The following is a 20,174-nucleotide window of genomic DNA, read 5'->3' on the forward strand; positions in this document are numbered from 1 at the left end:
TTGTTCTCAAATATCATTATTGGTTTCCTTATTCCTTGGATTTTTGGTCTATATCTAATTAGAAAGGCTCCAGTTGTGATTCTTATTACATTACCCATTGCAAGTTTAGTTGCATTACTAATTAATATTTTTGGTTTTCACTTAAACTTTTGGTCATTTACCCCGTTTATTTCTGGTGAAGAATCGATGTCAGTGTTGCCCATGGATTTGGGATTGTATCCAGTAATCTCATGTTATATGATCCACTGGATAAGAATATCCCAAATAAACCATGTAGTCATATTATTTGTTGTAATTACCTTCACGACTTTCCTTGAATATCTCACATTGCTTATGGGAAAGGCATCATACAGTAACAGTTGGAATATCTATTGGACATTTATTTCGTATTTATTGGCATATGGTATCGTCTACGTGTATTATCGTATTCTATATAAGCAACATCGATTAATTCGCATACCGTAGTTGAATTCTGAAGATATAGAAAGAGAGTAAATAAAGTCTCAATTTACTTTTTATAAATTTATAGCTATAATATTTAAAATTTAAATAACGATGTTACTGATACAATAATGCAGAATGCTAGAGAAGGGGATGATTTATATGAAAAAGGTATGTTTACTATTACCGAATGGCTTTGAAGCTGTTGAAGCAAGTGTATTTACAGATGTAATTGGATGGAATAAGGCAGAGGGCGATGGATCAACTGAACTCGTAACAGTTGGAACTCGAAAAGAGCTAAAATGCACTTGGAATTTCACTGTAATTCCCGAAAAAATCATTTCAGAAGTAAGCGCTCTTGAATTCGATGCTTTAGCAGTTCCTGGCGGTTTTGAAGAGGCAGGATTTTACGAAGACGCCTTTAGAGCCGACGTGCTTGAATTTATACGGGAGTTCGATAGACAAGGAAAGATCATTGCTTCTATTTGTGTAGGCGCTCTATCAATCGGAAAAAGTGGTATTCTACAAGGAAGGAATGCTACGACCTATAATCTAAATGACCGGAAGCGTCAATCTCAACTAGAAGAAATGGGCGCCAATGTTATTCCGGATCAACCTATTGTAATTGATAATAATATTATTACATCTTTCAATCCTTCAACGGCCTTTGATGTTGCCTTTACTCTTCTAGAATTACTTACATCTACCGAAAATACAAACCACGTTAAGAAGCTCATGGGATTCCTCCAATAAGCAAAGTATGGATTAGTATAAGCAAATAACCATATTGAAAATTAATGGTTGACAAATACAAAAAGAAATAGTTTAATGAATTCAAGGATATTAATTAACAATTTGTTAATTGTAAATAAAAAACTAGGAGGGTAGAGATGAGCGCCCAGCAAAATAAAGCAGCACTTGAGCAATACAACGTTAAAGATTATCGCACACCAGATGGATATACAGCAGATATCGCGGTATTTACAATTGTTCCAATTGAGCAGAAGCCATTCTCTCCACCAGTTATGGATTTGCAGATGATGCTAATTCAACGCAGTATGCGGAACTCTGAAGGCAAACCCAATATCGAAGCAGGGAAATGGGCAATCGCAGGAGGATTTATCGATGAGACTGAAACGAGCTACATCGCTGCACATCGAGAGTTAGAAGAAGAAACAGGAGTAACGGATCTCCATATCGAGCACTTTGGTGTGTATGATAAGCCGGGCCGTGATCCTCGTGGTTGGATTATAAGTAATGCATTTTATGCCATTGTTCCTCATCATAAGCTTGAGAATCGAAAAGCAGGGGATGATGCTTCTGATGTTCGAATGTTTTCGGTGAAAGAAATTCTTTCGTTGGAATTAGCATTTGATCACAAGCAGATAATTCTAGATTCTATTGCTGTCATTTCGCAGAAGCTGTTACAAACGACAACGGCTAAAGAATTTTTACCAACGGAATTTACGTATTCTGAATTACAAGCTGTGCTTGCAACGGTAACAGATGATCCTGTTATTATGTCAAATCCATCTTTCATTCGTAAGATGAAACAACTTCCGTTTATTGAAGCGATAGAAGGAAAAACGGTTACACGTACTTCCAAAAGAAAGACTCAACTATACCGCTTTAAGGAAGTACCCATTAATTACTCGATTTACCACATGAGCTAATCAGGTGGTACTTTCTTTTAATCTAAATAATTAACAATTTGTTATTTGTTAATTATATTTAAATGAGTTATAAATTCTAATGAATTCTTTATTAATAAACAAGGAGGCGTTTACGATGAAAAGAGTGTTATTGAACATTGATTATACAAATGATTTTATTGCTACAAATGGAGCTTTAACCTGTGGAGAAGCAGGTCAAAGCATCGAAGCTGCAATTGTCTCTATTACAAATAAATTTATTCAAAACGGTGAAGATATTATTTTTACCATCGACGTACACGATGAAGGAGATACTTACCATCCTGAGACAAAATTGTTTCCACCGCATAATTTGCGGAATACTAATGGGAGAATGCTCTATGGACAATTGCAGCAGATTTACGAAGAAAGTCAAGACAGAGCTAATATACATTGGCTGGATAAGACACGCTACAGTGCCTTTGCGGGAACAACTCTAGATATGATGCTTCGTGCTAGAGGCATTGAGGAGGTCTACTTGGTTGGAGTATGTACGGATATTTGTATATTACACACTGCTGTAGATCTCTATAATCTTGGTTATCGCATTGTCGTTGTGAAGGATGCAGTAGCTTCATTTAATCAAGCCGGTCATGAATGGGCGTTAGGACATTTTCAACATACATTAGGAGCAACGATAAGTTAATACAAGTTATTCTACAATAAAAGGAGCGATTGAAATGAGATACAACTTACAGGATGATAGTGTAACACTTCACACTGATAGATACCAAATTAATATGGCAGAGGTATATTGGAGACATAATGAGCACCAGAAACAGGCAATTTTTGAAGTGTATTTTCGCAAGTTGCCGTTTGATAATGGCTATGCTGTTTTTGCAGGTTTAGAGCGGGTTGTACACTATTTACAAGATTTCAAATTTAGTGAAACGGATCTTCAATACTTGCGCGAAGAGGGCTATCAAGATGATTTTCTTACGTTTTTGAAAACGATTCGCTTTACTGGGAAGTTGCGAAGTATACGTGAAGGCGAGGTAGTATTCGCCAATGAACCATTAATGGTAATTGAGGCACCATTGGTAGAGGCTCAATTAATCGAAACAGCAATTCTCAATATTGTAAATTATCAAACATTAATCGCCACAAAGGCTAGTCGTTTGAAAAATATAATAGGCAATCAAACTGCAATGGAATTTGGTACACGTCGTGCACAAGAAATGGATGCTGCGATATGGGGAACACGTGCAGCCTACCTCGCGGGCTTTGATGCTACTTCTAACGTAAGAGCAGGAAAGCTATTTGGTATTCCGATTGCTGGAACTCATGCTCATTCTTTGGTTCAAGTGTACCGTGATGAATATGTTGCATTTAAGAAATATGCTCAGACACATCGAGATTGCGTTTTTCTAGTAGATACCTACGATACACTCAAATCAGGTGTACCTACTGCCATAAAAGTAGCCAAGGAAATGAAAGAACGCATTAATTTTGTAGGAATTCGATTAGATAGTGGAGACTTAGCTTATTTATCTAAAGAAGCACGGAAAATGCTTGATGGTGCGGGATTTAAGCATACTAAGATATATGCGTCTAATGATCTAGATGAAGATACTATTCTATCTCTTAAGCGTGAGGGGGCTTGCATTGATGTTTGGGGTATTGGCACAAAGCTCATTACAGCATATACGCAGCCAGCTCTTGGTGCAGTTTATAAGCTTGTACAAATTGAAGATGAAGGACAAATGGTGGATACGATTAAAATTAGTAGCAATCCAGATAAAATATCTAATCCTGGAAATAAGCAAATGTGGAGAATAATTAATATGGAAACAGGGATTGCAGAGGGCGATTACATCACTTTGATCAATGAAAATTTACCTCAGGACGAGATCAAGTTAGTTCATCCACTACACAGTCATATGAAGAAAACGGTAAAGAATTTTAAGGCAATTCAACTGCTGGTGGAAGTGATGGTAAAAGGAGAGTTAGTGTATGATCTTCCTACTCTAGACAATAATAGGGAGTATGCGAAACAGAGCTTAGCACTGTTCTGGGAGGAATATCGCCGCTTACTAAATCCTCCTATCTATCCAGTAACATTAAGTGATGCGTGCTGGAACAACAAACGACAGCTCATTGAAAAAGCATTATATCAAACGCGTGAGGAGAGATAAGATGAAGATTGGAATCTACGGCTCTTCCTTTGATCCAGTTACTAATGTCCACTTATGGACAGCAAGTACAATTGCTCATCGATGCAAATTAGATAAGGTCATTTTCTTACCTTGCTCTAGTAAACGTCAGGATAAGCACATGCAAACAACAGATGCGCATCGCATAGCAATGTTAAAGTTGGCTATTGCGGACAATGATAATTTTGAAATTGATGATTATGAATTTCAGCAATTAGGCTGGGAGATAGCAACTTACCAAACACTTCGTCACTTTAGAACGAAATATGTCGAGGATGACATTTATTTCATAATGGGCGCAGATTTACTCGTTGATATTGGGCAAGGAAAATGGCAAAAGTCAGAGGAGCTAGTGAAGGAAAACAAATTTATAGTGATGGCGAGAATTAATATCGATATGCTTTCTGTCATTGGTCGCTCGCCCATATTGCGTCATGTTGACGATGGTCAAACCTTTCACCTTGTAGATAAGGGGCTCACAATGGAAATTAGCTCAACGTATGTGCGTGAGGAATTTAAACTTGGCGGTGAAGCTCGTTATCTTATTCCTGAAAGTGTGTATGCGTATTTGAAAGATAACCATTTATATAGATAAGGGAGAGAAAAGATATGAAAACTAAAGCAGAGATTATAGCAGAGCTGCATGTTAGTCCAACTATTGATATTCAAGCTGAAATTCAAAAACGAGTAAATTTCTTGGTAGAGTACAGTGTGAAAACAAACACAAATGGCTTCGTGCTAGGCATCAGCGGAGGAGCAGATTCAACACTTGCTGGAAAACTCGCACAGCTTGCGGTAGATCAAATGAACCAACGTGGCTATAACAAAAAATTTATCGCTGTTCGTCTGCCCTATGGGGGGCAAATGGACGAGGAGGACGCGCAAAAAGCACTTGTCTTTATCGAACCAACAGAAAACGTGACGTTCAATATTGCTGCTGGGGTAGATGCGCTAACGGAAACTTATGAGCAGAGTGTAGGTAACTCTATTTCAGATTTCCATAAGGGCAATATAAAAGCAAGAGTTAGAATGATTGCACAATACGCCATTGCAGGAGAAAAAAATATGCTAGTTATTGGGTCAGATCACGCTGCTGAGGCTGTGACTGGATTTTACACTAAATTCGGGGATGGTGGTGCAGATATCCTACCATTGAGTGGATTAGTAAAATCTCAAGTTAGAATGATTTTGCAAGCATTAGGCGCAGAAAAGATTCTTTTTGAAAAGCCCGCTACAGCAGATTTGTTAGACGATAAGCAACAACAGTTAGATGAGGTTGAGCTTGGAATAAGCTATGACGTGTTAGATAAATTCCTTACCAATCAGCAGATTTCTGAAACCACTGAGCACCAAATTCGTGATCGTTATACGATAACAACACATAAAAGAGAGATGCCTGTAACCATATTCGATACGTGGTGGAAGTAAAAAAGGGGCCCTTAAGGGCCCCTTTTTGCTATTAATTATCCTTGTTGTAGTATTTGAATTTGTTTAGCAACACGTTCTCCTAATTGTGCAGATGCCTTGTAGAGATAGCCTATCACAATTTGCTCTATATCATTAGAGATTGTTGCTAAATCAATGGCTAGATTTTCTACGAGATGCTGCTGATCTTCCGGGGAAAGCTCTTCATAGAATTGACCTGCTTGCGTGAAATCGTCTGTAATAGGTATTTCAGAGCGTACGAGTTGCCCCTCTACGTATTTACCACTGCCACTTGTAATAAGTGATTCTGGTGTCCAACTCTGCTGATGATTAATAGGAAGCTTACGGAAATCAGGTCCTATACGTCTACGCTGTGAATCTGAATAAATATTTGCTCGCCCCTGCAGCATTTTATCTTCGGACAACTCGGCCCCATCTAGCAGATTAGATGGTGAAAATGCTATTTTTTCAACTTCATCCATAAAATTATTAGTGTTGCGATTGAGAACTAATCGTCCGACAGCTTGCAGAGGATATTGCTGTTCGTCCCACACCTTCGTATCATCAAGAGGATCAAAAGTTAATTTCACCTCATCACGAGGATCCATAAGCTGCACATAAAGTCCATATTCTACGAGTTCACCTGCAGCAAGTGTATCGTATAGATCTTTTCCTGCGTAATCTGGATTCTCACCAGCAAGCTTTGCTGCTTCTTGACGATCAATATATTCTAATCCAGCAATGGGAAGCCAGTGGTATTTCACATAGGTTGCATTTCCTTGAGCATTTCTCCATACATAGGTATTTACACTATGACCTCGAATGTGACGTAGACTCTTAACAGTACCGTAATCTGAGTAAAGCCAAACCAGAAAGTTTGTTGCTTCTGGTGCTCTAGCGATAAAACTCCAGAACCGTTCGGGGTCTATTAAATTATTCACAGGAGATGGAAGGAAAGCATTAATTGATTCTGGGAAGCGAATAGGATCTCGCACTGAAAAAACGGGAATATGATTGCAAAGGAGATCGAAAACACCTTGACCAGTATAAAATTTAGTTGAAAATCCACGCACATTGCGGGATGTATCTGGCGTACCTTGGTTGCTGACTGCTAAAGAAAATCTTACTGCAACTGGCACCTGATCTCCTGGATTTTGTAAAAAGCTAAGCTTGGTATGTGCTCCCATTGAGTTGATTGTTTCAAAATAGCCAAAAGCACCATAGCCTTTGACATGTACTGGACGATCAATAATTTTAGTATGTATAAATATTTCCATTGTCTCATGCAATTTGCTATCTTGTTCTAGTATCGGTCCTCTTGGTCCAACGGTTTGCGAATGCAAAGCTGCCGGAACATCTTCCTGCCAAGGCAAAGCTGACTGATCAGCTTCTAACCCCGTTGACTGCGTTATTTGCGCTGGAAGTCTATATGAAGATTCATCATTTGTATTCATAATTCAATCTCCCATCTCGTTTTTTCTTCAATTATTTACTATGCTCATGTATAACCAAATATGACAATATAGTACGAAAAACATAACGATTATGGAACTATATAAAGTCTTTAATATGCTAATAAAGTATTAAAATTCATAGTGTTATCAAATTAATAGTACATTTCTGTCTCGACTATCTATATAATAAAGTAGTAATCACACAATACTTCGACAGAATAGGAACTGAACATTGAAGCTTAGAAAAAAGTATCCCAGTAAAAGAATTATTATTTTTATGCTTATTTCCATTGTTATATTTAGCATTCTGACGGGCTCAAAATTACTCATCTCATACTATTCAACCGAAAATTCAGCGCGAATTACATTGGCGAAACAATATATTGAAATCGCAAATAATATAGCAGATGAATTAGATAAAAAAGCCTATGAAAAGTTTTTAGAAAATCCGCGAGTTAACGATGAAAATCGAGTGCAAATTAAGCAATTTTTGGAACTGTATCAACTGAAAATTAATTCACTTTTCACTTATATTTTGATGTTAGATGAAAGTAATATTTCGAAAGTAATGGTAACAGCAATGCCGAATGGTTTAGCTGAAATACCAATCGGTGCAATATGTACTGTTCCTGAAGCTCAGATTATACAAGCTAAAAACGGACAGAAATACTTTACAAAAATAATAAGCGGTGAACATAACACTTCGTATTTCTCTGTTGGTGTTCCATTCTATGACGATTATGGCAAAATTTTAGGTGTAGTTGGCATAGATATAGATGCTAAGGATCTAAAGCAAGTAAGCCATCAAGTAGTAATGAATAATCGAATTGCTTTCTTCATTGATATATTATTTGCTATTGTATTGATCTTAGTTGTGTTCTTATTACATAAGTGGTATAAACACAAATTAACTCAGGATCAAAAAGAAATTGAAAAAATGTATATCTCCGAGTTGGGTAAAATAGTAGGTACGCTAAAATCTAGCAGACACGATCTTATGAATCATATTCAAGTTCTTAATGGATTGATTTATTTGAAACAATATGAAAAAGCTGGTGAATATCTCAAACAGCTTACTGTTGATTCAAAAGCATTAGATGTATCACTACGGATACAAAATCCAGCATTAATGGTCATTTTGCAAAGTAAATGGGAACTGGGCCAGTCAAAAGATATTCATATTCAATTCGAAGTTGATCAAAGTGATTTCAGTCGAATTGAAGCCATGGATGTAGTCAAAATTCTCTCAAATCTATTAGATAATGCAATTGAAGCTGTTGATGTATATTCAGGTTTAGAGCCAAAGATAATTAAAGTTATTTGCAAAACGATTGGTGGTAAGTATATATTCTCTGTCGAAAATCCTACCCAGCTTTCCAGTAAGGAGTATAAGAGCTTATTTCAAAATGGATATACTTCAAAAGTAAATACTGATGGGTTAAGAGGAAATGGCTTAGATATAATTAGTAGAGTAACCATTAAATATTCGGGAGATATCTTTACTCATTATGAACATGAAAAGCTTACTATCCAAATTACGATTTAGTTTAACTATAAACTTTTTGAGCAATGGACATATCCCTAAGGGATGTGTCCATTTTTGCTTATAATGATATTTTTAAAAAGTTTTTGAATCCATTGGCACATTCATACGTATTTTACTTCATAATACTGAATGTTTGTTCTATATTCTCGAAGTTTGTGTACCATACTTATGTAGAAGACTATCGAACATTCATTATTCAAGCTAGAAAAACATATTCAATTGATACTTGGAGGATAATGAATGGAATTATTATTTAGAAACAAAGGTGCAATGATCCTATTAATGCTTAACATTTTCTTGTCTATGGCTGCTTTTGGCCTAGTTGTACCTGTAATGCCAAGTTTTATTGCAATGCTTGGTTTAGATGGAACTACTGTAGGCTTGTTAACTGCTGCATTTGCAGTAACTCAGCTCATATTTTCACCATTTGCAGGTAAACTTTCCGATTTACTTGGAAGAAAAAAGTTGATTGTTGTAGGATTACTAATCCTTGCAGCTTCAGAGGCGATTTTTGGACTTTCTAATTCAGTAGTCTGGTTATACGTATCAAGATTATTGGGTGGTATAGGGGTTGCTATGGTAATGCCAGCGGTGATGGCATTTACTTCTGATATAACAACTGAAGATGAACGTGCGAAGGGCATGGGGTTGGTGTCAGCAGCAATGTCTACAGGGTTTATTATTGGTCCTGGTATAGGTGGATTTCTTGCTGAATATGGAACGCGAGTTCCTTTCTATACTGCAGCCATTGCAGTGGCATTTGCTGCAATTCTCACCTTACTTGTATTACCTGAACCCCAGCGAATCAAAAGCACTCCTGCTTCAGAGCCAAAGACTACCAAACAAAGCATAGCTCAGCAATTTATTAGTTCTATGAAAGCACCATATTTCTTGGCACTAATTGTATTACTCGTTCTTGGATTTGCTCTTTCGAATTTTGAAACAGTATTCGGACTATTTTTAGATGTTAAGCATAATTCTGGTCCTAAAGATATTGCACTGATTATGACAGTCGGGGCAATTGCTGGTGTAATTATTCAAATAGGATTATTAGATCTTCTAGTTAAGAAGGTGGGGGAGATGAAAGTTATCTACCTCAGTCTAGTTGTTGCGGGAGTAGGAATTCTTGGCATCCTGTTCGTTAAAAGCTTTTGGTTACTACTAGTAGTCACAATTATTATATTTGCAGCATGTGATCTTTTGAGACCTGCAGCAGGAACATTTTTGTCCAAATTAGCCGGGGAAGACCAAGGTTATGTAGCCGGACTTAATTCTGCGTATACAAGCCTAGGTACAATTTTAGGCTCTAGCTTAGCTGGAATGCTTTATGACGTTAATTTGGTTCTTCCTTATATTGTTGCTGGTTTCACTTTGGTTGGTTGTTACGTAATACTAACGTTAGTACAGGCAAGATCAAACAGTAAAAGTAAGCTAGCAGAAGCGAAATCTTAAACTAACTATAAACGTAAAGCCCGATTCCTGGTGGAGTCGGGCTTTACGTTTATAGTTAGAGAATAAAATATTATTTAACATGGTTAACTATCTCTTTGCAAAACCATACAATAAAACATCAATAGCTTCCTTGTAGATCAACAACGTTTCCTTTAAGTCCAAGTCTCTGCATGTATAACTAAGTCCATTGACCATACCATCTAATATTTTTGCCAATCTTAAACTATCATGTTGCTTAAACTCATCAGAATTCATACCATCGAGCAATAATTGCTGACAGAATTGTATTCGCCCATTAAAACTCTTTTGAAGTCGTTCATGTACTTCACTATTTGATTTCTCACTAGTATAAAATTCATCTGCTACATTTGTTAACGGGTGATTAAATTCATCTTCGACTAAATGTTCTGCTAATCCATATAGCTTTTCAATAGTAGTTGTATACTTTTGTTTTTTGATCTCCCACTTATCTGCCCAATCAACTTCCCATTCATCTAACATATCTAGAAATAATCCTTCTTTACTTTTGAAGTGATAATAGATATTCCCTTTACTAAATCCAGTAATATCAGATATTTCCTCAATAGAAGTGGCGGCATAGCCTTTTTTAATAAATAGCTCTTTAGATGCTTCTAATATTCGTTTTTTTGTTTGAGTTGATTGTAACTGTTTCTTATTCATCATATCACTCCAAAACTTTGCTCACGAACTGCCCGTATCTTTTACACTTGTCATAATTATACATGAAGTATAATCATTTTGCGAAAGAGAGTTGTGCTGATATATGTATAATGTACCAATAGATTGGTTCTCTGTTATTCAAAGAGCTATCAGATTATTATGAGAGATACATGATTGCACAAAATAAAACTGACCAAAGACTTAGTTATAGGAGTAGTATTGTATACTTGATAGCAGGAATAAAGTATAGTGAGCCAATATTAAAGAAAAAATAATGTGATACACATAACCTAAGGGGGAAAATATACATTTATTGTTAAGACTTTTACTAATAGTAATCATTCTATTTGGTGTTTCATCATTTGTTTGGTTTCTATTAGGTGCGACGGCATACTTCCAACGAGGAATGGATATTACAACAGGAACTTCTAGAAAGCTGCAATAAAGTAATAATCAATAGCGAATATATGTAAATACGCTCCAAAGACACTTGATATTATATCAAGTGTCTTTGGGTTTAATAATAAGTTAAAGACTTTTCTTACCCTTCAAGTAGCTTACGCAGCTTCATCTCGGTAGATGAATTCTCAACAGGAGTATATATGCTTAGTCTTAAATCTGATTCACCTTTAGCTTGCAGAGAAGATAGATCAAAGACCATTTTTCCAGCCTTCGCATGTCGAAACTCGACCATAACTTCTGGTGCTTCACTAACCTCGCTTTGATTCCAGAGTTGTCTAAAATCTAGGTAATTACTCTCCATATGAGAAATGAATTCTGGATACCAAGGATCAGCAACATATTGACCGTAATAGGTGCGAAATATAGCGAGATAGTCTTTTACAAAATGTTCCCAATTTACTGCCAAACTGCGGAATTCTTTTTTAGTAAAGAGTAGGGAGATCATATTACGTTCTTGTTCAGGGATGAGCCGAAAATCAATAAATACATGGCAAGCTGCTTCATTCCAACCAATAATATTACAATGTCGATCTGAAACAATCGTGGGACAATATTTAAGCTCTTGTAATATTTTAAGCAGAGAAGGGCTAATTGCTGTAGATTCTCCAATTGAAAGCTTTGGATGAAATGAGTTATCTAAAGCAAGATCATATAGATATTTTCGCTCATCACTATTTAGTTTCAGCGCTCCTGCTATAGCATCCAGAACGGAAGCGGATACCTTAATGTCTCGTCCTTGCTCGAGAAAAGTATACCAACTGGTACTAACACCAGCTAATTGAGCAACCTCTTCTCTACGTAAGCCAGGTGTTCGCCTGCGAGAACCTGAAGGCATTCCGACACTTTGTGGGGAAATTTTTGAGCGCTGGTTTTTTAGAAAATCGGAAAGTGCTTTAAGTCTGGGTTCTTGCTTCATACAAACCTCCAAGGTAATTCATACCTATTTATATAGTAACCTGATTGAATTTCATTATTGTAACACTACTTATACTAGTATAACTGAAAACTGGTAATAGGATAAGGAAAGCGTACAATAAGGGAATCATAAGGATGTAAAGACAATATATTGGGGGGGATTTACGATGCATAGAGTAGTGATCACTGGCAGGGGAATAGCATCGCCGTTGGGTAATGAAGTAGATGAGTTCTGGAGCAATTTAAAAAAAGGTGTCTCAGGAATAACAACGATTGATTCATTTGATGTATCTCAATTTGGAACTCGTATCGCTGGATTGGTACGTAATTTTGATTCTGAGGAATTATTTGGTCGTAAAGAAGCACGAAAGATGGATAGATTCTGTCAATTCGGGCTGTATGCGGCCAAACAAGCGGTCCATGATGCTGAGCTTCCTTTGGATAAAATAGATTTAGAACGTCTAGGGGTGTACGTGGGTACAGGGATTGGTGGTATTCAGACACTAACTGATAATTATGATGCTTTCCTAAAAAGAGGGCCAGGTAGAGTAAGTCCAAGCTTGGTTCCAATGATGATCTCCAACATGGCAGCATCTCAGATCAGTATTCATTTTGGAGCAAAAGGACCAACTTTATCTCCTGTGACAGCCTGTTCAATCGGAAATACGGCAATTGGCGAAGCATTTCGGTTGATTCGATATGGAGAGGCAGATGTTATAATTGCTGGAGGCACAGAGGCTGCGATTCATCCTATATCATTAGCGAGCTTTGGTAATGCAACTGCGCTCTCAAAGAGAAATGATGATCCAAAGACTGCAAGTCGTCCATTTGATAAGGATCGTGACGGTTTCGTTATGGCAGAAGGGGCAGGTATTGTGGTTCTCGAATCATTGGAACATGCCATGAAAAGAGGGGCTAAAATTTATGGTGAAGTGATTGGGTACGGAGCTAGTTCAGATGCATATCATGTTGTTGCTTCGCATCCACAAGGCGATGGTGCGTTACTAGCCATGAAGAGAGCCTTACAGTCAGCATCCATTGATCCACTTGACATTGATGTAGTGAGTGCTCATGCAACGAGTACTGAGGTGGGGGATCTTGCCGAGACAAATGCGCTTAAGAGATTATTAGGTGATCAAGCAACTAAAGTCCCAATTACAGCAAACAAATCAATGCTTGGACATATGTTTGGAGCAGCAGGAGGAGTAGAAGCCATTGCTTTAATAGAGAGTCTTAGGGAGGGAATCATTCCCCCAACGATTAATCTGAACAATGCTGATATGGAGTGTGATTTAGATTACGTGCCAAATCATGCAAGGAGTGCAAACCTCAATGTTGGCTTGTCTAACTCATTCGGATTTGGTGGACATAATGCCGCAATTGTTCTGAAAAAATTTTCTGAAGCTTGACTTGAAGTTGAAAAGTTCAAAACAAAAGAGGTGCATTGTTTGCACCTCTTTTGTTTTGTTCAATAGCTCAGTGATAGGAGGATAAATGAAGACGACGCTCATAATAGCAGATTATTTGATTTTAAGTGAACGATCATTTATTATTGTTTTATGAGAATAAGAGATGAAAACAAAGTAGAGGCTATTTTTGATGCAACAATACAACTCGTAAATGAGATAGGGTTTGCGGAAGCGTCTATCTCCAAAATTGCCAAACGAGCAAATGTATCAGCGGCGACCATTTATATATATCATGAGAATAAGGATGATCTGCTTTATAAAACTTACTTGAAGATAAAAGGTAAGATGAGTGAAAGAATGTTTCAAAGTCTGGATGAAACTCGAACGGTAAAGGAGTGTTTTGATTTCATCATTAACAACTATGTTGAGTTCATACTAACCTATAAAGACTATTTTTTGTTCCTAGAGCAGATTATGACTTCACCGCTGCCTCAGAAATGGTGTCTAGATGATACTGCGAGTCTTTTTCAACCTGTTTTTGAAATGTTTGAAGTTGGCAAAAATCAAGGTTTATTCAAGCAAGAGGATGTTCGTATGTTAATTGTGTACTCCATCCTTCCCATAGCTGAGCTGGCAAAGGCACATGTGCAGAAAGGAACTCAATTTGAAAAACGACAATTGAATGCAGCTATCGCTATGAGCTGGGATGCCATAAAAGCGTAAAAACCTTCTAAAAGAGCGATAAGGATTAGTTATTCAAAGGAAGGATGTCAGTATGAAAGTAATCGTATATGGTGTAACAGGTATGATCGGACAGTTAGCATTAAGAGAATGTCTATTAGATCCAGAAGTAGAGAAAGTTATAGCAATTGTTCGTAAGTCAACGAATAACAAACACCCCAAATATCAAGAATTTGTGTTATCAGATATTTCAGACCTTTCTTCTATTCAGGGAAATGTGACTGGTTTCGATGCTTGTTTATATTTAATTGGTGTCTCCTCATCAGGTATGTCAGAAGCCGACTATACACGTATCACCTATGAAATGACGATAAAGAACGCTAAGCAATTAGTGGAATTCAATCCGAATATGAAAATAATCTATGTTTCTGGAATGGGAGCAGATAGTACAGAACAAGGAAAAGAGATGTGGGCACGAGTAGAGGGGAAAACAGAAAATACATTGCTTAGCATGCCTTTTAAAGCTGCTTATATGTTACGTCCAGCTGCAATTTTACCAATGCATGGTGTTCGTTCAAAAACAGCACAATATCGTATACTATACAATATAATCAAACCAATAAATCCGTTGTTAAAACGAATGAAGTCGGTATTAACGTCTGAACAATTAGGTCAGTTGATTTTGCATCTAGCTAAAAGTGGAACAACAAAAGAAGTACTAGAGAAAGAAAAGTTAAAAGAACTGGCATTATCGATTCAAAAAAAATAAGTATTTACTATTCTTGAAATTCAAACAATTATATAATAATGTTAATGCACCAACGGGTGGGAGGACAGGCAATGAACAAAGAAGAACAGGTTATATTGGGTTTTAGAGACCTTTATAACAAGATAGTATCGCTTAATAAGGATAAGATGGAACAAAGTCTTAAGGGTCATACGTCTTCTGAAGTGCATTGCATCGAATTCATTGAAAAAAATGTAGATTCCAACGTGACAAAACTTGCGGAGTCCTTTTATATGACTCGCGGCGCTATAAGTAAAATAACTCAGAAGCTCATAAAAAAGGGCATTATCGAAAGCTACCAGAAGTCGGATAACAAGAAAGAAATCTATTTTAGGCTTACTGAGCAAGGGAAAGATATTTATAAAATTCATGAGAACTTGCACCAAGAGTTTCATGAGCGGGATAAAGTCGTATTCGAGCAAATAACTGAAGAACAATTCGACAGTATGCTTAGCTTTGTAGAAACGTATAGTAGGCATCTGGATTCAGAAATAAAGAAACAGAGTATAGATCTCACGTCGCAATAAATTTGAAAGTATAAAATGAAACTACATGCAGTCCAACTCTATTGAGAATGGGCTGCATTTTTATTGTTTATTTTTGTTGACAAGGAAACAATTAGAAGATACTATTTTGTTGAAAAGGAAACAAAATAGTATCTTCTAAGGAGAGAATTTTAATGTCCATATCTAGATCACAAAATGAACCGAACACAGAACAAACCGTAGACAAACACGCTTTAATATTCGGTCTTATATCTGTGTTCCTTTGCGGTGTAGGCTTTAGTATCATAACACCTGTCGTCCCATTCTTAGTGGAGCCTTATATAAGCAATCCGGGAGACCAAGCTATTGTTGTTACGCTACTAACTTCTGTTTATGCATTTTGTGTATTTTTTGCAGCCCCCGTACTTGGAACTTTAAGCGACAAATATGGCCGTCGTCCATTGCTCTTAGCAAGCTTATTGGGGTCAGCAATTGGATACCTAGTTTTTGGCATAGGAGGAGCTCTATGGATACTTTTTGCTGGGCGCATCATAGAGGGGATAACGGGCGGTAGCATAGGTACGATCTTCGCTTATTTTGCAGACATCATTCCTCCGCAGCAGAGAACCAAATACTTCGGATGGGTGAGTGCGGTTGTTGGTGTAGGGACCGTCATTGGTCCAACGCTAGGCGGATTACTTGCCAAGTTTGGTTATGCTGTACCTATGTTTTTTGGAGCAATTATAACGTTACTGAATGTTGTTTATGGATTCTTTTTTATGCCTGAGAGTCTTACCAAGAGTAATAGACTGAAAAAGATTACCTTTATTAGACTTAATCCATTTTCACAGCTTGCAAACCTACTTTCAATGAAAAATCTAAACAGACTTCTTATCTCAGCATTTTTACTTTGGATACCTAACGGATCTTTACAGGCAGTTTTTTCACAATTTACAATGGATACTTTTAGTTGGAAGCCTGTACTAATCGGACTTATGTTTTCGATTATGGGCATCCAAGACATCATTTCACAAGGTTTCATAATGCCAAAGCTTTTGAAAAAATTTAATGATAATCAGATCGCTATTCTAGGAATGGTTTCGGAGATTATCGGCTACAGTCTTATTGCGCTATCTGCTTTATTCTCATTCTATCCTCTTTTTATCTCTGGAGTGTTTATATTTGGTTTTGGGGATTCGATCTTTGGGCCATCATTCAATGGTATGCTTTCCAAGTCAATCGATTCTAGTGAACAAGGACGGGTTCAAGGAGGTAGCCAATCTATTCAGGCTTTAGCAAGAATGATTGGGCCAATCATTGGAGGTCAGATTTATGTATCACTTGGGCATGCTGCACCAGCCTTTATGGGTATGATCCTTATAACAGCTGCAGTAGCAGTTATGTATAAGAGAAAACCGTACACAAAGTAATTTTAACTCTAAAGTTTGCAATATAGTAAAATTTAAGGCCAATCCTTCTGGATCGGTCTTTGATTTTAGATAGGGAAGAGGCTTTAAGGTGAACTACTTGACTATGAAGTATACTTCATAGTTTATCCTATACTTATATTGATTAGCAGTCTTTTATTTAGTGAAGGATTGAAGTAAAGGTGGAGGTTAAGTAATATGAGAATATTCGAAGTCATTTTGGTTGTAATGAGTATGGCCGCTGCTGGGGGCATTCTATTTTGGAGAAAAAGCCGGCGTCTGGACCTTGCAGCACTATCGTCGCTGGTACTGGTATTGTTGTTGCACGGAATCATCGAACATTATCGTTGGCAAATGATGCCTTCTTATCTAGTTACGCTGGTACTCTGCATCGTATTAATTGTGAGACTGTCCAAGAATCAAAAAAAGAGTCGGCCCCGATCGTATATACAGAGGGGACTGCTATCATTAGTAATAGTGGCCCTCAGCGCTGGTTCACTCTATTTGGGCAATTTATTGCCGATTTTTACAATGCCTGAACCGACCGGAACCTATGCGATCGGTACACTTTCTTGGCAATTAACAGACGAGGAACGTGAAGAGACATTAAATCCAGAGTCCGGAGGCAAGAGGGAAATGCTGGTGAATGTCTGGTATCCTGCTGATCCGGATCAGGTCAAAGGCAAGTCGAGGGAGAGTTATCCAGGCGAGCTAGGTGAAGCGATTAGTCTTGTCTTCGGAATTCCGAAACAGCTGTTCAACTATTTGACATTGGTTTCTACGCATGTCGTCGAGGGCGCAGAGTTGTCGATGACGGAAACTAGTTATCCGGTGCTGCTATACTCGCCCGGTATTAGGTCTACCCGATTCCAGAGCATGACGACAATAGAGGAACTGGTCAGTCACGGTTATATTGTGGTAGGTATTGACCATCCCTATACTTCCGCTAAAGTCTCACTTTCCGACGGACGAGACATTTATTATGTGCCAGAACCTGAGTTCACAACATCGGCTGAGGTTTACGAGAATAATGTCACAGGAGTTGGTATACGGGCAGAAGATGCCCGGTTCGTTCTGGATACACTTACGGAATGGAATCAAAAAGCTTCGGGCGGTATGTTCGCTGGTAAATTAGATTTGGACCGAGTTGGCATATTCGGACATTCTTACGGTGGCGCTACAACAGCCGAGGCGATGGCTTTGGATGAGCGGTTCAAGGCTGGTGTTAGCTTAGAGGGCGGATTCTGGGGGACTGTCTCCCATACCGGCTTGAAGCAACCCTTTATGTATATGATGACAGGTGAAACTGCAAACAGTCTGGACCCGTCTTATTCTGATAAGGAAGTCGTATTCTATGATGAGTTCGCTCCTGACCTTGATTTTGTTATGAGGAACAGCACCAAGGATACTTATTATTTGACTGTAGACAAGATGTTTCATCAGAGTTTCACAGATATTACCTTACTGTCATCGATGTTTGATCGTACGAAGATCGGATCCTTTCACAACATCGATATTACTAGGTCGTATGTACGTGCATTCTTCGATCAATATTTGAAAAGCGAGCATCAATCGCTTCTGGAAGGAGATTCATCAAGGTTCCCTGAAGTAAAGTTTGATCAGACGTATACTCACAAGAGAGGTTAAGCGACTAGATGGGAGGAGAAGGTATGCTAGGAATGAAGCGGAGCGAACTGTCTGCTCGTACAGGAGTTAGCATTGCGACTCTACGCTATTATGAGTGCATCGGTATTCTTCCGGCCCCTAAGCGGGCTCCCAACGGGTATCGAATGTATACGGAAGACTATGTGATACAAATTCAATTTATCAAAGCAGCTCAATCGCTTGGGTATGAATTAAAAGAAATCGGAGCAACGCTACAGCTTCTTGTTCGGGATATGGACATAGAGGCGTTGAAAGAGCTCGTAAGGAATAAAATTGTTGAAATTGAGACCAACATTCGAGAGCAGCAAAGGCTGCAAACACTGTTGTCTGGGTTATTGCAAACAAGCGATGAAGATATTCAAAATTTTATTTCATCTTTCAGAGTCTCTGAAGATTGTTAATAACATACCTGCCAGAACAGGCTGAGGGAGTCAGGAATGACTGTCTTACCCTGTTTCATCAATACATTAGTTGTAAATTAGAAAAGTAGGAGACACTCCAATTTTGCGCAATGCAAGTGAACATTAGCACTTAAGATTCAATTAAACCACCGATTACCTACGCTTTCTACGAAATTTCAATAGGTGTATAATGATTACGAGGAATACTTAAGAGTTATTAATTCTAAAGAGAGTGATATCGATTCATATGACCATTGAAATCAAAAATATATTGTCGAAGAAAATTTTAAGCGAGGCAAAAGGATATCTAGATATTGGATTTACACATACGTTGAATCCATACAGTGGTTGTGCTTTTTCTTGTAGCTATTGTTACGTAAGAGAAATGCCAATTCAAAAATTCAAAGATATTCCTTGGGGAGAATGGGTAGACATTAAAACAAATGCTGCAGAAAATTACCGAGAAGAACTTAATAAACTTCGCCGTAAGCACAAACCAGTGAATGTTTTTATGTCCTCTGCTACGGACCCTTACCAACCGATCGAGCGAAAGGCTGAAATTACTCGGGGAATTTTAGAAGCGATGATTGAATACCCTCCTGATTTGCTTCAAATACAGACACGTAGTCCACTCATCTTAAGAGACCTTGATTTATTAGTCGAGTTAAAGAAATCTTGCGAAGTATTTGTTTCAATGACGATAGAAACAGATCGGGATGATATTAAACAGATTTTTGCTCCGTTAGCGCCTGGAATCAAGTTGCGCTTAAAAGCATTAAAAAAAATGCACGAGGTAGGAATTACTACGCAAGCATCCATTTCGCCTGTATTGCCGTTTACCCCAGACTTTCCAAAATTGCTGGAGGGTATTGTAGATCGAATATGGATCGATACACTACATATTGGTGATGGATCGATGGGTAAACGATCGGAGCGGCTAGGAATGCCTCAGTTGTTTGCAGTAAATGGTTTGTCCGCGTGGTACCAGAGAGATATCCATATTCGAGTTGAGAAGTATTTTCTAAAAACGTTTCCTCTCGATATGATACATGTATCACGAAATGAAGCTTTTCCAAATCAGAAATAACTCTAAATTTTA

Annotated in this window: 22 protein-coding genes; 19 read left to right on the forward strand and 3 right to left on the reverse strand. The window is 37.8% G+C overall.

Going from position 1 to position 20,174, the window contains the following annotated elements; all coding sequences use genetic code 11:
• The 7 genes from NV377_RS04270 to nadE all read left to right on the forward strand — a co-directional run bounded on the left by NV377_RS04270 (position 1) and on the right by nadE (position 5,713).
• The gene (locus tag NV377_RS04270; protein ID WP_258199917.1) at positions 1 to 465 is read left to right on the forward strand and encodes a CBO0543 family protein; all 465 of its coding nucleotides are present in this window, start codon (positions 1 to 3) and stop codon (positions 463 to 465) included.
• A 138-nt stretch (positions 466 to 603) separates the two neighbouring features.
• Positions 604 to 1,194 (forward strand): DJ-1/PfpI family protein, encoded by a 591-nt coding sequence (locus NV377_RS04275; protein ID WP_258199918.1) that lies wholly within the window; start codon positions 604 to 606, stop codon positions 1,192 to 1,194.
• 137 nt (positions 1,195 to 1,331) lie between these two features.
• Positions 1,332 to 2,114, forward strand: coding sequence for an NUDIX hydrolase (locus NV377_RS04280; protein ID WP_258199919.1), 783 nt, complete (start codon positions 1,332 to 1,334; stop codon positions 2,112 to 2,114).
• A 115-nt stretch (positions 2,115 to 2,229) separates the two neighbouring features.
• On the forward strand, positions 2,230 to 2,778 hold the full coding sequence (locus NV377_RS04285) for a cysteine hydrolase family protein (RefSeq protein ID WP_258199920.1): 549 nt from the start codon (positions 2,230 to 2,232) through the stop codon (positions 2,776 to 2,778).
• A gap of 34 nt (positions 2,779 to 2,812) precedes the next feature.
• Entirely contained in the window at positions 2,813 to 4,267 is a 1,455-nt protein-coding gene (locus tag NV377_RS04290) for a nicotinate phosphoribosyltransferase (RefSeq protein WP_258199921.1), read from the forward strand.
• A 1-nt stretch (position 4,268) separates the two neighbouring features.
• Positions 4,269 to 4,880 (forward strand): nicotinate (nicotinamide) nucleotide adenylyltransferase, encoded by a 612-nt coding sequence (gene nadD / locus NV377_RS04295; RefSeq protein WP_258199922.1) that lies wholly within the window; start codon positions 4,269 to 4,271, stop codon positions 4,878 to 4,880.
• A 14-nt stretch (positions 4,881 to 4,894) separates the two neighbouring features.
• Complete coding sequence (nadE, locus tag NV377_RS04300) at positions 4,895 to 5,713, forward strand: NAD(+) synthase (RefSeq protein ID WP_258199923.1); 819 nt, start codon at positions 4,895 to 4,897, stop codon at positions 5,711 to 5,713.
• 35 nt (positions 5,714 to 5,748) lie between these two features.
• On the opposite strand, the gene NV377_RS04305 is transcribed toward nadE, so the two are convergent.
• Positions 5,749 to 7,164 (reverse strand): catalase, encoded by a 1,416-nt coding sequence (locus tag NV377_RS04305; protein WP_258199924.1) that lies wholly within the window; start codon positions 7,162 to 7,164, stop codon positions 5,749 to 5,751.
• A 232-nt stretch (positions 7,165 to 7,396) separates the two neighbouring features.
• On the opposite strand from NV377_RS04305, the gene NV377_RS04310 reads away from it, so the two are divergent.
• Both NV377_RS04310 and NV377_RS04315 read left to right on the forward strand, forming a co-directional pair.
• Positions 7,397 to 8,710, forward strand: a complete 1,314-nt coding sequence (locus NV377_RS04310) for a Spo0B domain-containing protein (protein WP_258199925.1) — start codon at positions 7,397 to 7,399, stop codon at positions 8,708 to 8,710.
• A gap of 240 nt (positions 8,711 to 8,950) precedes the next feature.
• Positions 8,951 to 10,162, forward strand: coding sequence for an MFS transporter (locus tag NV377_RS04315; protein ID WP_258199926.1), 1,212 nt, complete (start codon positions 8,951 to 8,953; stop codon positions 10,160 to 10,162).
• Between the two features lie 87 nt (positions 10,163 to 10,249).
• On the opposite strand, the gene NV377_RS04320 is transcribed toward NV377_RS04315, so the two are convergent.
• The gene (locus NV377_RS04320; RefSeq protein ID WP_258199927.1) at positions 10,250 to 10,846 is read right to left on the reverse strand and encodes a TetR/AcrR family transcriptional regulator; all 597 of its coding nucleotides are present in this window, start codon (positions 10,844 to 10,846) and stop codon (positions 10,250 to 10,252) included.
• A gap of 310 nt (positions 10,847 to 11,156) precedes the next feature.
• Between NV377_RS04320 and NV377_RS04325 the strand changes: the two genes are divergently transcribed.
• The gene (locus tag NV377_RS04325) at positions 11,157 to 11,288 is read left to right on the forward strand and encodes a hypothetical protein (protein ID WP_258199928.1); all 132 of its coding nucleotides are present in this window, start codon (positions 11,157 to 11,159) and stop codon (positions 11,286 to 11,288) included.
• Between the two features lie 96 nt (positions 11,289 to 11,384).
• On the opposite strand, the gene NV377_RS04330 is transcribed toward NV377_RS04325, so the two are convergent.
• Positions 11,385 to 12,221 carry a helix-turn-helix transcriptional regulator gene (locus NV377_RS04330; protein ID WP_258199929.1) on the reverse strand — a complete coding sequence of 279 codons (837 nt, stop codon included), beginning with the start codon at positions 12,219 to 12,221 and terminating at the stop codon, positions 11,385 to 11,387.
• Between the two features lie 166 nt (positions 12,222 to 12,387).
• Between NV377_RS04330 and fabF the strand changes: the two genes are divergently transcribed.
• The 9 genes from fabF to NV377_RS04375 all read left to right on the forward strand — a co-directional run bounded on the left by fabF (position 12,388) and on the right by NV377_RS04375 (position 20,162).
• Positions 12,388 to 13,629 carry a beta-ketoacyl-ACP synthase II gene (fabF, locus tag NV377_RS04335; protein ID WP_258199930.1) on the forward strand — a complete coding sequence of 414 codons (1,242 nt, stop codon included), beginning with the start codon at positions 12,388 to 12,390 and terminating at the stop codon, positions 13,627 to 13,629.
• Between the two features lie 150 nt (positions 13,630 to 13,779).
• Entirely contained in the window at positions 13,780 to 14,352 is a 573-nt protein-coding gene (locus tag NV377_RS04340; RefSeq protein ID WP_258199931.1) for a TetR/AcrR family transcriptional regulator, read from the forward strand.
• Between the two features lie 52 nt (positions 14,353 to 14,404).
• Positions 14,405 to 15,079 carry an NAD-dependent epimerase/dehydratase family protein gene (locus NV377_RS04345; protein WP_258199932.1) on the forward strand — a complete coding sequence of 225 codons (675 nt, stop codon included), beginning with the start codon at positions 14,405 to 14,407 and terminating at the stop codon, positions 15,077 to 15,079.
• A gap of 71 nt (positions 15,080 to 15,150) precedes the next feature.
• Positions 15,151 to 15,624 (forward strand): MarR family transcriptional regulator, encoded by a 474-nt coding sequence (locus NV377_RS04350; RefSeq protein WP_258199933.1) that lies wholly within the window; start codon positions 15,151 to 15,153, stop codon positions 15,622 to 15,624.
• A gap of 152 nt (positions 15,625 to 15,776) precedes the next feature.
• On the forward strand, positions 15,777 to 17,012 hold the full coding sequence (locus tag NV377_RS04355; RefSeq protein WP_258199934.1) for an MFS transporter: 1,236 nt from the start codon (positions 15,777 to 15,779) through the stop codon (positions 17,010 to 17,012).
• 257 nt (positions 17,013 to 17,269) lie between these two features.
• Positions 17,270 to 17,548 carry a hypothetical protein gene (locus NV377_RS04360; RefSeq protein WP_258199935.1) on the forward strand — a complete coding sequence of 93 codons (279 nt, stop codon included), beginning with the start codon at positions 17,270 to 17,272 and terminating at the stop codon, positions 17,546 to 17,548.
• A complete protein-coding gene (locus tag NV377_RS04365) occupies positions 17,541 to 18,656 on the forward strand; it encodes an alpha/beta hydrolase family protein (RefSeq protein WP_258200365.1) in 1,116 nt (371 codons plus the stop codon). The genes NV377_RS04360 and NV377_RS04365 overlap by 8 nt, the downstream gene beginning before the upstream one ends.
• 23 nt (positions 18,657 to 18,679) lie before the next feature.
• On the forward strand, positions 18,680 to 19,075 hold the full coding sequence (locus NV377_RS04370; protein WP_258199936.1) for a MerR family transcriptional regulator: 396 nt from the start codon (positions 18,680 to 18,682) through the stop codon (positions 19,073 to 19,075).
• Positions 19,076 to 19,322: 247 nt separating this feature from the next.
• Entirely contained in the window at positions 19,323 to 20,162 is an 840-nt protein-coding gene (locus NV377_RS04375) for an SPL family radical SAM protein (RefSeq protein WP_258199937.1), read from the forward strand.
• Positions 20,163 to 20,174 lie beyond the last annotated feature (12 nt).

It is taken from the genome of Paenibacillus endoradicis, assembly GCF_024721975.1.